Below are 13,462 nucleotides of genomic sequence, written 5' to 3' on the forward strand. Positions count from 1 at the left end.
CAAGCCCTCTAGGCCTTGGAAACCCGGCCGGCGGGCGTCGCCGCCCGAACCGTCCCGCGCCGGACGCGCGGCAAGGGGACGGGGCGTGAACAGACGCCGTAATCGCCGTCGAACGGCGTGGGGGCCCAGGCGGCCGCCAGCGCCGGATCGTCGACGATGGCGTGACAGTGGCCCCAGCCGCCCTCGCGTCGCGCCTGTTCGCCCAGGTCGCCCAGAGCCTGCAGCAGGGCCGGAGTCGCCATCTGCAGTCGCGCCTTGGCCGCGCCCAGGCCCCGCGCATTGTCGATCAGGCATCGGGCCAGCCGGGCGACGGCGTCGGGCGCGTCGTTCAGGGCGATCAGGTCCAGAATATCCAGGCAGGGCGGTTCGATCAGGCTGGTCTTGGTCATCAGGGCCTGGGCCACGCCGACGATCCGACCGTCCCGAACGCAGGCCAGCAGCACGGGCGGCGTCGTCAGGTCGGGATCGGCCAGCCGCCAGCGCAGAACCTCGGGGCTGCGGTCCGCCAGCAGGCGATCCTCCTGCGACAGGGCGCGCCAGAAGTCCGCGTAGGGCGATCCGTCCGACAGGTCGCGCAGCGGCGTGATGTCGGGGGGCAGGCGCAACGCCTCGGGCTGGAACAGGCGCCGGTTCATCAACCTTTCGCCCAGCCGAGCGGCCGTATCGGCCGAGGTCCGCCCCAGGAGGTGACGCAACGCCCGCCCCTGGGCGCAGGCCAACCGATCGACGATCCACGACAGTTTCAGATCATGGGTCGCGTCGGGCCAGGGCTTCAGACCGAACAGCTTGTACAGCGGCGCCGAGCGGGCGTTGGCGTTGAAGGTGTAGCGGGCGAACAGGCCCGGCTGGGCCAGGAAGGCGCGGATCAGGCCTCGGCTGGCGCCCTTGCGCTCGGGCGGCACGATGATGGAGAAGCCCGTGGCCCCGTGCAGCGCGCGCGCGCCCAGCCGGAACCGCTGCACGAAATTGCCCAGCATGGCCGCCGGCTCATCCCCGTCGTCGGTCACGACCCAGCCCATCGGCGCATCCAGATCCCGGCGCGCGGGATTGTCCTCCAGCCAGCGCCAGCCCGCCGGCGACCGCTCGGGCCAGCCCACCGCGCGATGAAGGCGGTTCAGCCCCTCATGGTCGGATCGGCGGATCGGTCGCAAGGACAAGGGGCGAAATCCCATAATGAACACGCGCCGGATTGGCGGCCTCCTTCATTGCAGGGGTTGCGCCAAGTGAAACATCCATAGGTTGTAAATTCATTGCGCGCGCCGCCGCGACCACCGGTCACGTCGCGTTAGCGCTTGTAAACCAACGGACCCGGTGGTCTTTTCACCCCTTCGCCACGGGGGCGGGGAGGCGCGCGTTCGCCTCCTCTCAATGCGACCGAGGACCGGAACGGTCCCGATGACAAAGGGTAGGCATGAATATCGTCATTCTTCTGGGGGTGGTCATCACCCTCGCCACGGGCGTTCCCGTGCTTCTTCAAATCCTGAAGAACCATCCGAAAGGGTTGATCATCCTGTTCTTCGCCGAGATGTGGGAGCGGTTCTCCTACTACGGCATGCGCGGGATTCTGATCTTCTTCCTGACGCAGCACTTCCTGTTCGACGACGCCCTGGCGGGGTCGACCTACGGCTCCTACACCTCGCTGGTCTATCTGCTGCCCCTGCTGGGCGGCATCATGGCCGACCGTTTCATCGGCACGCGCAAGGCCGTGGCCTTCGGCGCCCTTCTGCTGGTCGCCGGTCACGGCATGATGGCCTTCGAGGGACGTCCGGCGACGGAAACCCTGACCTATGCGGGCCAGACCTATCAGATCGACGCTGAAGGCCGCGGCGCGGCGCGTGAGGTGGCCATCGTCATCGACGGCCAGAAGTACAAGTTCGAACCGGCCGAGAACGGCCTGGCCATACAGGGCCTGCCGGCGACCTCGACCCTGCCGGCCGTCATCCCGACCGCCGACTACAAGATCGAGACGACCCGCGACATGGCGGGCGTGAACGTCTTCTATCTGGCGGTTTCGCTGATCATCATGGGGGTCGGCTTCCTGAAGCCGAACATCTCCACCATCGTCGGGCAGTTGTATCCGCAGGGCGATCCGCGACGCGATTCCGGCTTCACCCTCTACTATTACGGCATCAACCTGGGCGCCTTCTGGGCCGCCGTCCTGTGCGGTCTTCTGGGCCAGACGGTCGGCTGGTGGGCGGGCTTCGGCCTGGCCGGGGTCGGCATGGCCCTGGGCTGGGTCGTCTTCGTCCTGGGCAAGCCCCTGCTGCAAGGCAAGGGCGAGCCGCCGGCCGAGGCTGATCTGAAGAAGCCCGTCCTGGGTCCGATCAACCGCGAATGGTCGATCTATCTGGCCAGCATCCTGGGCGTCGGCGTGGTCTGGTTCATGGTTCAGCGCAACGCCCTGGTGGGCTGGGTGCTGGGCGCCGCCACCGTCGCCTCGCTGCTGTTCATCCTCTACGTCATCGTCAAGGTCTGCGAGAGCAAGGCCCAGCGCGAGCGGATGATGCTGGCCCTGGTGCTGATCTTCGGCTCGGTGGTCTTCTTCACCCTGTTCGAACAGGCCGGCACCTCGCTGAACCTGTTCGCCGACCGGAACGTGGACCTGTCCATCACCCCGCACGCCTTCAAGTTCCTGGGCATGACGGTCGGGACGCCGGCGCAGCTGGCGGCGGCGGGCATCACGCCCAGCGGCCTGTGGATCGACTCGACCATCACGGCCGCCCAGACCCAGTCGTTCAACGCCGGCTTCATCCTGATCTTCGCGCCGATCATGGCGGCGCTGTGGGCCTTCCTGGCCAAGCGCAATCTGGATCCCAATCCGACGATGAAGTTCGGTCTGGGCCTGTTGCAGGTGGGGCTGGGCTTCATGGTGGTGGTGTGGGGCGCCGGCATGGCCAACTCGGCCTTCCAGATGCCGCTGATCCTGTTGGGCCTGCTGTATCTGTTCCACACGACGGGCGAGCTGTTCCTGTCGCCGGTGGGCCTGTCGGAGATCACCAAACTGTCGATGGCCAAGGTGGTCAGCTTCATGATGGCCGTCTGGTTCCTGGCCAGCTCCATCGCCCAATATGTCGGCGGCTGGATCGCCGGCCTGGCCGGAACGGAAACCGTGGGCGGTCAGGTGTTGAACCCCGGCGCGGCGCTGCGCACCTCGCTCGAGGTGTTCGGCATGCTGGGGATGTGGGGCATGGGCATCGGCGTGGCCTTCATCGTGGTCAGCTTCTTCATCAAGGGCTGGTCGCATGGCGCCAACAGCGGCGGCGACCATCCCGGCCCCGATCTGACCGATCGAGGTCAGGAAGACGGCAACATCGCCGCGCCGCGGACCTCCACCGTCGGCTGATCCAGAAGACGGATCGATCAAAAGGAAAGGGCGGCGTCCACGCGGAAGCCGCCCTTTTCTTTTAGCGCCGAAGCCCCGGTCAGAAGGTCTTGCGCACCCGGATCGAGACGAAGGTGCGGGGATCGACTTCGCTGTCCTCGGTGAACAGGACGGCGCGGGTCTGGCGGTCGGCGAAGACGGTGCGGGTCTGGGTGAAGTCGTTCCAGACGTTCAGCTGGGCGCGCAGCGACAGGGTCGGGCTGGGCTTGTACTCCACGAAGGACTCGAAATAGTTCGCCCCTCTCCACTTCGACACCTGATCCGGCGAATAGTTGCCCTGGCCCAGGCGCGGCAGCCAGTTGACGCCCCACTGCAGCTTCCAGCTGGCGATGTCCTGCTCGAAGCCGACATTGGCCTGGGAGGCGCGAACGCCGGAGATCGGCCGCTCCAGCCCCGTCGTCGGATCGGTGACAGCGGTCTTATTCCAGTCGTTCTTGAAGGTGAAACGGGCGCCGGGCACGCCCAGTTTGGTCAGGGGCAGGGTGACGTTCAGCGACAGCTGATCCAGCGTGCCGTCGCCGATGTTGCCCACCGCCGACAGGCCGTCGGCCAGGGGGATGCGGTCGATGGCGTCGACGATCTGGTCGTGGCGATAGCCGATTGAGACGATGCCCTCGCCCCAGAAGCGACGTTCGTAGGCCACTTCCGAGATCCAGCGCTGCTCGGGCACCAGATTGACGTTGCCGCCATAGACGTTCTCGGAGTTCAGGTCGGCCGAGGCGGCGAAGTCCGAGAAGTCCAGTTGCCCGACCTCGCGCTCGAAGCGCAGACGCAGCTGGTTGTTCGGACGCGGCGTCCAGGTGGCCAGAAGGCGCGGCTTGGCGAAGAAGAAGCTCTTTTCCTGGTCGGCGTCGCCCGATTGACTGATGGTCGAGGTTTCCAGCCGGAGGCCGGCCTCCAGCGTCAGATTCGACCGCACCCGCCAGGTGCCCTTGGAGAAGGCCTCGCCGCGCGTCTCCTCGACCTTGACCGAGGCGCTGGGCAGGGGGATGGCGACGCCGCCTTCGCTATAGGCCTGATCCGTCTGGCGCATATTGTAGGCGATTTCGGCGCCGGTCTCGACCGTCAGCTTGGGCGACCATTCCTGGCGCACCATGGCGCGCAGGATGGTCTCTGAATTGTCGCCGGAATAGGCGAAACGCTGCTCGGGCGCGTCCGCGCCGTTGATCCGGACATTGTAGGTCGACAGGCCGTCCCAGCTGCCGAACTCGTGCATGAACCGCGTTTCCAGGTTGAAGCGCGGGCTGAGGGCGCGGGTCCAGGTGGCGCCGAACTCGCCGCCCTTGGAATCCTGATCGTCGAGGCTTTCGCGGAAGGTCGCCGCCGAGCGGCTAAGGTTCGAGCCGTGCCAGTCGTTGATCCCGTAACGGGCCGTCAGGTCGATCTTGCCGCCCGCCAGCGGTCCGGCATAGGCGCCACGGATCGAGTTACCGCCGCCATAGCCGTCCTGCTCGGTCAGTTCGTCGCGGATCACGACGCCGGCGGCGTTGCGGCGGATCGTGCGGCCGGGACCGTTGGAATCGCTCATGCTGATCCCGTCGGACAGGGTCACGCCCCAGCTGCGGTCGCCGTTGCGGGCGGTGAACTGATAGCTGCCGCCGTACAGGTCCTGGCCCGCGCCTTCGAACTGGGTGGTGTTCCAGGTCAGGATCGACTGGCGGCTGCTTTCCTTCTTCAGGATGACGTTCACGACGACCGAAAAGCCCTGCATGTCGATGCCGGCGGCCCCGCCCCGGATCAGCTCGATGCGTTCGACCTGACCGGCCGGCGTCCGGCTCAGCACGTTGGAGCCGGAGTCGTTCTTGGACGCCGGGCGGTTGTTGTTGATCAGCACATTGCCGACCGCGCCTTCGAAGCCCCGCGCGCCCGAGCCGTCGTCGACCGAGAAGCCCGGCACCCGGTTGACCATGTCCAGGGCGGTGTTGGGGCGCTGGGCGGTGAAGAAATCGGGCGTGAAGACCAGGACGCCGCGTTGGGCAGCGTCGGACAGCGGCGCTTGGCTGGTCGGGCCGGTCGGCACGGGCGCCTCGGCCACCTGCGGCGCCTCGCCGGCGAAGGCCACGCCGGCGGTCAGGAACAGGGCCGTGCCGGCCATCAGAAAAGTCTTGGTCATCGATTTCCCCTCGATTTGTCGAAGGGAGATGTGCCGGGGCGTAGCCCTGTTCTCCAGTTACAAGGCGGCAAGGTGGATTAAATCGACGACATCATTACAGGGATTTCATTACGTCGAATACAGTAAAGTGTATTACCGTCATGTAATGAGAAATCATCTACTGATCATTGCTGCGGTTTTCCTTGCGACGGCGACGCCTTTGGCGGCGCAGGAAGCGCCGGCCGAGACGGTGGAGGACATCGTCGTCACCGCGCGCCGGATCGAGGGGCCGATGTGGGAGGTGCGGCGCGGGGACAGCGTGCTGATCCTGGTCGGCGCCATCGACGGCCTGCCGCGCGATATGGAGTGGCGCACCGACGCCCTGGTTTCGGCGGTCGAGCGGGCGGATCGGGTGCTGTTCCCCGTGGAAGGACGGGCGTCGCTGGCGGACCTGGGGCGGGTGATCTGGCGGGTGCGGACCCTGACGCGCCTGCCGGACGACCGGACCAGCGCCGACTATCTGCCGCCGGCGCTGGAGGCGCGGCTGGAGCGGGTGACGGGCCAGGGCCCCAGCCGTCAGAGCTTCCTGATGCTGTCGTCGGACCTGATGGAGCAGGGCGGCTACGCCCGGCGGGCGCGGCCGGTGTCGGAGGTCGTCAGGAAGGCGGCGCGGGCGGGTCGCAAGCCGGCCGAACCTGTCGGCGTGTTCCGGGGCGACGAGATCATCGACCGCTTCCTGACCACCCCGCCCGAAGCCTATGACGGCTGTATGGTCGCGGCGGTGGCGGCGGCCGAGGCCGGACCGGAGGCGGGCGCGCAGCGGGCCGAGGACTGGCGGCGGCGACGGGTTCAGGCCGTCGTGGCCTCGCCGCTGGAGCAGGCGGTGAGCGCCTGTTCCTACTGGTCGGTGATGGGCCAGTCGGCGCGGCTGCGCGAAGTCTGGACCCAGGCCGTTGACCGGTCCCTGGCCGAGCCGGGCGTCACCCTGGCGATCGCGCCGCTGCGCCTGTTGGCCGAGGCGGACGGCCTGCTGGACCGGCTGGCGCGGGACGGGCTGGAGCCCCTGGGCCCCGACTGGCGCCCGCCCGCGCCCTAGGCATGTCTACCTAGCGGGCCGGCGCAGACTGGGCCGGCGGAACGGCGTCGCGGGCGGCCTGACCGATGTTGTCGGCGGCGTTGCCGACGCTTTCGGCCGCGCCGGCGACGGCGTTGGATTCGATCGCGTCGTTGCGGTTCATGTTCATCAGGAAATAGCCGATCACCACGATGGCCAGGAGGCCGATGATCAACGCGACAACGGCGCCCATGCCGCTGCCGCGCCGTTCGACCACGGTGGGACCAGAGTTTTCGGTGATGCGCTCGACGCGACCGTCAGGGTGTTCGACCGTGCGTTCTGTGGGCATGGGGTGTCTCCTCTCCAGTGTGGCGGGGAAACTCACGGTCGCGCGATCCGGTTCCGCACGCGGTCAGACGGCGGTGCCGCCGACCGTCAGGCCGCCGATCTTCAGGCTGGGCTGGCCGATGCCGACCGGCACGCCCTGACCCGCCTTGCCGCAGACGCCGACGCCGGGATCGAAAGCGAAGTCGTCGCCGATCATCTGAATCTTCGTCAGGGCCGTGGCCCCGTCGCCGATCAGGGTGGCGCCGCGCACGGGGGCGGTGATCACCCCGTCCTCGATCAGATAGGCCTCGTTGCACTGGAACACGAACTTGCCGTTGGTGATGTCCACCTGGCCGCCCGAGAAGTTGGCGGCGTAGAGGCCGCGCTTCGTATTGGCGATCATGTCGGCCTTGGAATCCTTGCCGCCTTCCATGAAGGTGTTGGTCATGCGCGGCATGGGCATATGGGCGAAGGACTGGCGCCGGCCGTTGCCGGTGGCCGCGACCCCCAGTTGACGCGCCGACAGTCGGTCGTGCATCAGCCCGACCATGATCCCGTCCTCGATCAGGACGGTGCGCGAGGTGGGGGTGCCCTCGTCATCGACGGACAGGGAACCGCGACGCCCGGCGATGGAGCCGTCGTCCACTACGGTCACGCCCGGTGCGGCGACGCGCTTGCCCATCATGCCGTTGAAGACGGACGAGCCCTTCCTGTGGAAGTCGCCCTCGAAGCCGTGGCCGATGGCCTCGTGCAGCAGGACGCCGGGCCAGCCGGCGCCTAGGACCACGTCCATCTCTCCGGCCGGGCAGTCGACGGCGTCGAGGTTGACCAGGGCCTGGCGCAGGGCCTCGTCCACCTGGGCCTGCCAGCGGTCGGGGGCGATCCATTCCTCGAAGCCCGCGCGGCCGCCTGCGCCGGACGAGGCGCTCTCGCGCTTGCCGTTCTGCTCGACCGTGACCGAGACGTTCAGCCGGACCAGCGGGCGGATGTCGCGCACGGCCCGGTCGTCGGCGCGCAGGATTTCGATGGCGCGGCGTTCCCCGATCAGAGAGGCGGACACCTGGACCACACGCGGATCGCGCGCCCGCGCCCAGGCGTCGATCTCGGCAAGAAGCGCGATCTTGTCCGAGAAGGCGGGCGCGGCCAGGGGATCGACCTCGCCATACAGTTTCTGGTTGGTGGCGCGGGGGCTGTCGGCGACGCGGGCCGCGTGGCCCTGTTTGGCCAGGGCGGCGCTGTCGGCGGCGCGCCGCAGGGCGGCGGCCGAGATTTCATTGGCGTGGGCGTAGCCGGCGGTCTCGCCCGCCACGACCCGCAGGCCGAAGCCTTCGTTGGCGTCATAGGCGGCGGATTTCAGCCGACCGTCGTCGAACACCAGGCTTTCGCTTTCGGACCGCTCCAGAAACAGTTCGCCGTCGTCGGCGCCGGTCAGGGCCGCCTTCAGGATGGACAGGGCTTCGTCCGGATCGACGCCGGCGGCGTCGAGGATGGGGGGAGGTGCGGCGTGAACGGTCATGGTCGCTAGGTAGGGTCTCCGGGGCCGTTCGTCACCTGCCGCGACGGATTCGGACAGGGCGTCGGACAGGGCGTCGGACGGGGCGGCGGAAAAAACAGAGTCCGAACAGTCCGACTTGTCCGAAATTCCGCTGGCGGCCGCCGGGGCGGGGCGTCGTCCGAAGGATGGCACGCCGCCCGACCCAGGCGACGGGAAACGGTTGGGGCTGCGGTAAGCGGTTGAAACGAAAGCGGCGACGGCGCCCGGTCGCGCGACATCCATCGGATCGGCCTGGCGGACGTCTTCCCCTCATGCCGCAGCGAAGAACCGCAATGAGGAGAAGGCGGGAACCTACCGCGCCAGCCGCCCCTTGGCCTTGGCGGCGGTGAGGACCACGTCGGGGTCGGGCTTTTCGATCTTGGCGTCGGTGTGGTCCAGGGTGCGCAGGACATAGCGCAGCAGGTTGATCCGCGCGATCTTCTTGTCGTCGGTGGCGATCACGGTCCAGGGGGCGAAGGGGCGGTCGGTCTCGTCCAGCATCCGGTCGCGGGCGTCGGAATAGGCGTCGAACCGGGCCTCGGCCTCGGCGTCCAGGGACGAAAGTTTGAACTTCTTCAGCGGATCGACGCGACGTTCCTTCAGCCGCTTGGCCTGTTCCTGGCGCGAGATGTCCAGCCAGATCTTGATCAGGACGATGCCGTCGTCGGTCAGCATCCGCTCGAACCGGGGGGCGTCGGTCATGAACTGGGCGTACTGTTCGGGCGTGCAATAGCCCATCACCGGCTCAACGCCCGCGCGATTGTACCAGGAGCGGTTGAAGATGACCGTCTCGCCCGCCGCCGGCAGGTGGGGGACGTAACGCTGGAAATACCACTGGCTGGTTTCGCGGTCGCTGGGCTTGGGCAGGGCGACCACCCGCGTCTGACGCGGGGACATGTATTCGGTCACACGCTTGATGGCGCCGTCCTTGCCGGCGGTGTCGCGGCCTTCCAGCACGATGACCACGCGCGAGCCGTGTTCGATGGTCCACGCCTGGGTCTGGACCAGGGCAAGCTGCAGATGTTCGAGCTCGGCGTCGTAGGCGTCGGATTTCTTTCCCATGGGGCGAGACTGGGCCAGGTTTGACGCGGGAGCAAGGGCGGAGCCGATGGACCGGCCGGACGTCGACCGGGCCGCAGCGGTCGGCGCGAAACGGGCGGGATCGGCAAGGCGGCCCCGATGCTGTGCGCCCTGTTTCCCAATGGGCTCCAGCCCCGAATACAAGGCTGCGCACAAGGGCCGTCCGCACCTGGACGCGGCCTCGGGCGGGGTCTGCCGTTAAGGGTGTTTGGGCCGGGCGCGATTCGCTTTGCTGTTGACCGACCGGAAAAGGCGGGTGACAACATCGCCGCAATCCGGATTTTGCGTGGGGTCCACACCCGCGTCTCGCTCCTTCACTGAACGAGCTGTCCAGATGGATTGTCGGATCACCTCGAGAGGGATCCGCCTGGAAAAGCGCGTTTACGGAGACGCAGACATGGCGACCGGTACGGTCAAGTGGTTCAACCCCACCAAGGGCTATGGTTTCATCCAGCCCGACAGCGGCGGTTCCGACGTGTTCGTGCACGTCACCGCCGTTCAGAAGGCCGGCCTTCAGGGGCTGGATGAGAACGCCAAGGTCGAATACGAGCTGGAAAACCAGCGCGGCAAGACCTCGGCGGTGGACCTCAAGCTCCTCTAAGTCGAGACAAGGGAAGCGGGCGTGGACGCGATCCACGCCCGTTTTCTTTTGCGCCGTCTCTCAGGCGTCTGGGCCCTGCGTTCATCGCGACGGAGGGTTTTCGGCGTTTCCAGCGGGCGGCGGTCAAGACCCGGCGCCGGGCAAAGAAAAAGGCCGGCGTCGCCGCCGGCCCTTTCCAGATCGTGCTTGCGTCGCCCGACTTAGGCGGCGGCCTGCTCGGCCAGCTTGGCGCGGACCTGGCGCTTGATGCGCTGGGCGGCGATCGACAGCTGCTCGTCGCGGGCCTTGACGATGAAGGCGTCCAGGCCGCCCTTGTAGTCCAGGGTGCGCAGGGCGGCGTTCGAAATCCGCAGGCTGAAGGTCTGGCCCAGGGCGTCCGAAGTGACCTTGACGGTCTTCAGCGACGGCAGGAAGCGGCGCTTGGTCTTGATGTTCGAGTGGCTCACGCTGTGGCCGACCATCGGGCCGATACCGGTGAGTTCGCAACGACGCGACATCGTCAGATCCTTAAGGTGCGGCGTCCGACCCGATACGGGGAGCGAACGCATGAAACGAGTGCGCGCGGGAGGGTGTCCCGCGCGAGAGGGGGCCGTATAAGGGATCAGCGGCGTGGGCGTCAAGCCGAGTCTTGGCCGATGCGACTCCGCCGAGTCTGGACGGCAGGGAACCGGCCCGTTCAGGCGTCATTCAAATGACGCGGCCTATGGGCCATATGATGAAGACCACAGATGAACAGAAGTCCGCCATGTCCCGTCCGACCCTGATCGATCGTCTGCCCCGTCGCAGCCTGCCCCGTCGCAGCCTGCCCCTTCGCAGTCTGGCCGTCCTGGCGCCTGTCGTCGCCGGCGGGGTGCTGCTGGCCGCCCCTGCCCTGGCGCCGGCCCAGACGGCGGCCCAGACCGAAGTCCTGCCCGGCTACTGGGAATACACCACCAGCGCGGTGGGCCAGCGCGACACCGAACAGAAGTGCGTGCGCCCCAGCGAGATCAACCGCTTCTTCGGCGGCCTGTCGACCAACAAATGGCGCTGCACCTATCCGACCCGCGTGGTCGGCGATGGAAACGCCCGCTTCGAAGGCACGTGTCAGGACCGCAAGGGCCGCCGCATCGCCGTGCGCCTGAGCGGGACCTACACCGACACCAGCTTCAGCTTCCGCGGCGGCGCCCAGCTGGTGCGCGGCACCCCCTATATCCCCGCCAGCATCACCGCGCGCCGCCTCGCCGCCCAGTGCCCGGCCAACGCCGAGTATTTCTGAGGCGGCGGCTCGCCCGAACGTTTGTCGTCCTGGCCGCCAGAGCGAGGATGACGGGGTGAAGGCGGAATCTGCACAGCAAAAAGGCCCCGGATCGCTCCGGGGCCTTTTCGTTTGTTCGACGTCGAAGCTTAGGCCGCTTCGGCGGTCGGGACCGGCTTCTTGGCGCTGAGCGACTTGGCCAGCAGCTCGACGGCGGCGTCCTTGTCGATCTTGTTGGCGGCGGCGACTTCGCGGGCCATGCGGTCCAGGGCCGATTCATAGAGCTGACGCTCGGAATAGGACTGTTCCGGCTGGGTGTCGGCGCGGTGCAGGTCGCGGACCACTTCGGCGATGGAGATCAGGTCGCCGGAGTTGATCTTGGCCTCGTATTCCTGGGCGCGTCGCGACCACATGGTGCGCTTGATGCGGGCGCGGCCCTTCAGGGTGGTCAGGGCCTTGGTCACGACGTCGTCGGCGGCCAGCGAACGCAGGCCGGCCGTCACGGCCTTCTTGGTCGGGACGCGCAGGGTCATCTTCTCGTGGTCGAAGGTCACGACATAGACCTCCAGCGACATCCCCGCGACTTCCTGGGTCTCGATCGCCGCCACCTTGCCGACGCCGTGCGCCGGATAGACGACCGCGTCGCCAACCTTGAACTCCAGACCAGTCTTGCTCGTCATATTCGTCCTTTCCCGGTCAGGGACGGGCGAAGCGAAGGCGCGTCGAACGCAAACAGGGTCTCGCCGGCGGAACGATCCGTCGGGCGAAGGCTGTCAGGCGTCAAATGCGGAAACGGATCACCAAACCTCTGGCCGCTCCCGTGAGGGCGGGAGTCTGTCGCAAACACGGGCGGCGCGAAGATTTCGCGGACCGCCCGATCCAATGAAACAGAACCTATCACAAATCTGCGGAATTTCAAAACGTCCACAAGGCGGACGTGGATTTGCGGCAAGGCCCGGCCGGGCCCGCGCCCGGACTTCAGGAGCCCTTGCCCGGTTTGGGGCTAAAGTATTTCTCGTACTTGCCGGTCTCGCGCTCGTACTGTTCGCGGTCGGCGGGAGGCGTGCCCTTGACGGTGATGTTGGGCCAGACCTTGGCGTATTCGGCGTTGACCTGAAGCCATTTGCCGTCCGGCTCGTCCTCGGTGTCGGGGACGATGGCGTCGACGGGGCATTCGGGCTCGCACACGCCGCAGTCGATGCATTCGTCGGGCGCGATGACCAGGAAGTTCTCGCCTTCGTAGAAGCAGTCGACCGGACACACCTCGACACAGTCCATGAACTTACATTTCACGCAGGCGTCGGTGACGATGTAGGTCATGAGGCGAAGGGCGGGCGTCGGTCTGTGGGCGAGAGGCCTGCGACATGGCGGCCGCGCAACCAACTGTCAACAGCGGGGCTTAAGGCGAGAGCGGTTCTCAAGGCCGGCGCGTCCGCCTTGACAACGGCAGGGCTTAATCGCAACTGTATCGATTGCATATTCATCCCACCGACAGGATTCCTCCATGCGCTCTCCCTTCGTGAAATACGCCGTTGTCGGCGCCCTGGCGCTCAGCCTCGCCGCCGGCGGCGCCGTGGTCGCCCAGGCCGCCCTGACCAAGATCCCCGCCGAAGTCACCGCCGGGAACTACGACCTGGAATCCAGCCACGGCAAGATCACCTGGTCGGTCAACCACTTCGGCCTGTCGACCTATACGGGCCAGTTCGTGAACGTGAAGGCCCAACTGAAGCTGGACCCGGCCAACCCGTCCGCCTCGACCCTGACCGCCACCATCCCGCTGACCGACGTGGCGCCGAACGACGACCGGTTGAAGGCCCACCTGCAGACCGCCGACTTCTTCGACACCGCCAATCACCCGACCGCCACCTTCGTCTCGCGCTCGGTGACGGTCGATCCGTCCGATCCGAACGAGGCCATGGTAGTCGGCGACCTGACCCTGAAGGGCGTGACCAAGCCCGTCACCATCGAGGTCGAGTTCAACGGCGCCGGCACCGTCATGGGCGCCTACAAGGCCGGCTTCGACGGCGAGGCGACCATCAAACGCTCGGACTTCGGCATCAACTACGCCCTGCCGGCCGTGTCCGACGAGGTGAAGCTGCACATCGAAGGCGAGTTCGTGATTCAGAAGTAGGCCTACCGCGCTTTGCGCTACATGAGG

Annotated in this window: 13 protein-coding genes; 5 read left to right on the forward strand and 8 right to left on the reverse strand. The window is 67.2% G+C overall.

Annotated elements, in window-relative coordinates; genetic code table 11:
- Nucleotides 1-8: 8 nt before the first annotated feature.
- Entirely contained in the window at nt 9-1,157 is a 1,149-nt protein-coding gene (locus ACWPV3_RS05270) for an N-acetyltransferase (protein WP_453977106.1), read from the reverse strand.
- A gap of 254 nt (nt 1,158-1,411) precedes the next feature.
- Here ACWPV3_RS05270 and ACWPV3_RS05275 point away from each other — a divergent pair, with 254 nt between their 5' ends.
- Nucleotides 1,412-3,343 (forward strand): peptide MFS transporter, encoded by a 1,932-nt coding sequence (locus ACWPV3_RS05275; protein WP_453977107.1) that lies wholly within the window; start codon nt 1,412-1,414, stop codon nt 3,341-3,343.
- 79 nt (nt 3,344-3,422) lie between these two features.
- On the opposite strand, the gene ACWPV3_RS05280 is transcribed toward ACWPV3_RS05275, so the two are convergent.
- Entirely contained in the window at nt 3,423-5,495 is a 2,073-nt protein-coding gene (locus tag ACWPV3_RS05280; RefSeq protein ID WP_453977108.1) for a TonB-dependent receptor plug domain-containing protein, read from the reverse strand.
- Between the two features lie 199 nt (nt 5,496-5,694).
- Between ACWPV3_RS05280 and ACWPV3_RS05285 the strand changes: the two genes are divergently transcribed.
- The gene (locus tag ACWPV3_RS05285; RefSeq protein WP_453977109.1) at nt 5,695-6,570 is read left to right on the forward strand and encodes a TraB/GumN family protein; all 876 of its coding nucleotides are present in this window, start codon (nt 5,695-5,697) and stop codon (nt 6,568-6,570) included.
- 10 nt (nt 6,571-6,580) lie between these two features.
- On the opposite strand, the gene ACWPV3_RS05290 is transcribed toward ACWPV3_RS05285, so the two are convergent.
- The 3 genes from ACWPV3_RS05290 to ppk2 all read right to left on the reverse strand — a co-directional run bounded on the left by ACWPV3_RS05290 (nt 6,581) and on the right by ppk2 (nt 9,451).
- Nucleotides 6,581-6,877, reverse strand: a complete 297-nt coding sequence (locus ACWPV3_RS05290; RefSeq protein ID WP_292088043.1) for a hypothetical protein — start codon at nt 6,875-6,877, stop codon at nt 6,581-6,583.
- Between the two features lie 63 nt (nt 6,878-6,940).
- Complete coding sequence (tldD, locus tag ACWPV3_RS05295; RefSeq protein WP_453977110.1) at nt 6,941-8,371, reverse strand: metalloprotease TldD; 1,431 nt, start codon at nt 8,369-8,371, stop codon at nt 6,941-6,943.
- Between the two features lie 330 nt (nt 8,372-8,701).
- Complete coding sequence (gene ppk2, locus ACWPV3_RS05300) at nt 8,702-9,451, reverse strand: polyphosphate kinase 2 (RefSeq protein WP_312735984.1); 750 nt, start codon at nt 9,449-9,451, stop codon at nt 8,702-8,704.
- A gap of 415 nt (nt 9,452-9,866) precedes the next feature.
- Between ppk2 and ACWPV3_RS05305 the strand changes: the two genes are divergently transcribed.
- On the forward strand, nt 9,867-10,070 hold the full coding sequence (locus tag ACWPV3_RS05305; protein ID WP_291536502.1) for a cold-shock protein: 204 nt from the start codon (nt 9,867-9,869) through the stop codon (nt 10,068-10,070).
- Between the two features lie 200 nt (nt 10,071-10,270).
- Here the strand turns inward: ACWPV3_RS05305 and rpmB are convergent, their stop codons facing one another.
- A complete protein-coding gene (gene rpmB / locus ACWPV3_RS05310; RefSeq protein WP_054764747.1) occupies nt 10,271-10,567 on the reverse strand; it encodes a 50S ribosomal protein L28 in 297 nt (98 codons plus the stop codon).
- Between the two features lie 248 nt (nt 10,568-10,815).
- Between rpmB and ACWPV3_RS05315 the strand changes: the two genes are divergently transcribed.
- Complete coding sequence (locus ACWPV3_RS05315) at nt 10,816-11,325, forward strand: DUF3617 domain-containing protein (RefSeq protein ID WP_453977111.1); 510 nt, start codon at nt 10,816-10,818, stop codon at nt 11,323-11,325.
- Nucleotides 11,326-11,453: 128 nt separating this feature from the next.
- Here ACWPV3_RS05315 and ACWPV3_RS05320 read toward each other — a convergent pair whose 3' ends face one another.
- Entirely contained in the window at nt 11,454-11,984 is a 531-nt protein-coding gene (locus ACWPV3_RS05320; RefSeq protein ID WP_017505911.1) for a CarD family transcriptional regulator, read from the reverse strand.
- 298 nt (nt 11,985-12,282) lie between these two features.
- Nucleotides 12,283-12,624, reverse strand: coding sequence for a ferredoxin FdxA (gene fdxA, locus ACWPV3_RS05325; RefSeq protein WP_017505910.1), 342 nt, complete (start codon nt 12,622-12,624; stop codon nt 12,283-12,285).
- Between the two features lie 184 nt (nt 12,625-12,808).
- Here fdxA and ACWPV3_RS05330 point away from each other — a divergent pair, with 184 nt between their 5' ends.
- Nucleotides 12,809-13,435 carry a YceI family protein gene (locus tag ACWPV3_RS05330; RefSeq protein WP_453977112.1) on the forward strand — a complete coding sequence of 209 codons (627 nt, stop codon included), beginning with the start codon at nt 12,809-12,811 and terminating at the stop codon, nt 13,433-13,435.
- Nucleotides 13,436-13,462 lie beyond the last annotated feature (27 nt).

Source organism: Brevundimonas sp. Marseille-Q4549 (assembly GCF_976940555.1).

What these genes read in the sequence shown, in the direction of transcription:
- ACWPV3_RS05275 (WP_453977107.1), top strand. Translation starts at nt 1,412, where the DNA reads ATGAATATCGTCATTCTTCTGGGGGTGGTCATCACCCTCGCCACGGGC.
- ACWPV3_RS05280 (WP_453977108.1), bottom strand. Translation starts at nt 5,495, where the DNA reads ATGACCAAGACTTTTCTGATGGCCGGCACGGCCCTGTTCCTGACCGCC.
- ACWPV3_RS05290 (WP_292088043.1), bottom strand. Translation starts at nt 6,877, where the DNA reads ATGCCCACAGAACGCACGGTCGAACACCCTGACGGTCGCGTCGAGCGC.
- tldD (WP_453977110.1), bottom strand. Translation starts at nt 8,371, where the DNA reads ATGACCGTTCACGCCGCACCTCCCCCCATCCTCGACGCCGCCGGCGTC.
- ppk2 (WP_312735984.1), bottom strand. Translation starts at nt 9,451, where the DNA reads ATGGGAAAGAAATCCGACGCCTACGACGCCGAGCTCGAACATCTGCAG.
- ACWPV3_RS05305 (WP_291536502.1), top strand. Translation starts at nt 9,867, where the DNA reads ATGGCGACCGGTACGGTCAAGTGGTTCAACCCCACCAAGGGCTATGGT.
- rpmB (WP_054764747.1), bottom strand. Translation starts at nt 10,567, where the DNA reads ATGTCGCGTCGTTGCGAACTCACCGGTATCGGCCCGATGGTCGGCCAC.
- ACWPV3_RS05315 (WP_453977111.1), top strand. Translation starts at nt 10,816, where the DNA reads ATGTCCCGTCCGACCCTGATCGATCGTCTGCCCCGTCGCAGCCTGCCC.
- ACWPV3_RS05320 (WP_017505911.1), bottom strand. Translation starts at nt 11,984, where the DNA reads ATGACGAGCAAGACTGGTCTGGAGTTCAAGGTTGGCGACGCGGTCGTC.
- fdxA (WP_017505910.1), bottom strand. Translation starts at nt 12,624, where the DNA reads ATGACCTACATCGTCACCGACGCCTGCGTGAAATGTAAGTTCATGGAC.
- ACWPV3_RS05330 (WP_453977112.1), top strand. Translation starts at nt 12,809, where the DNA reads ATGCGCTCTCCCTTCGTGAAATACGCCGTTGTCGGCGCCCTGGCGCTC.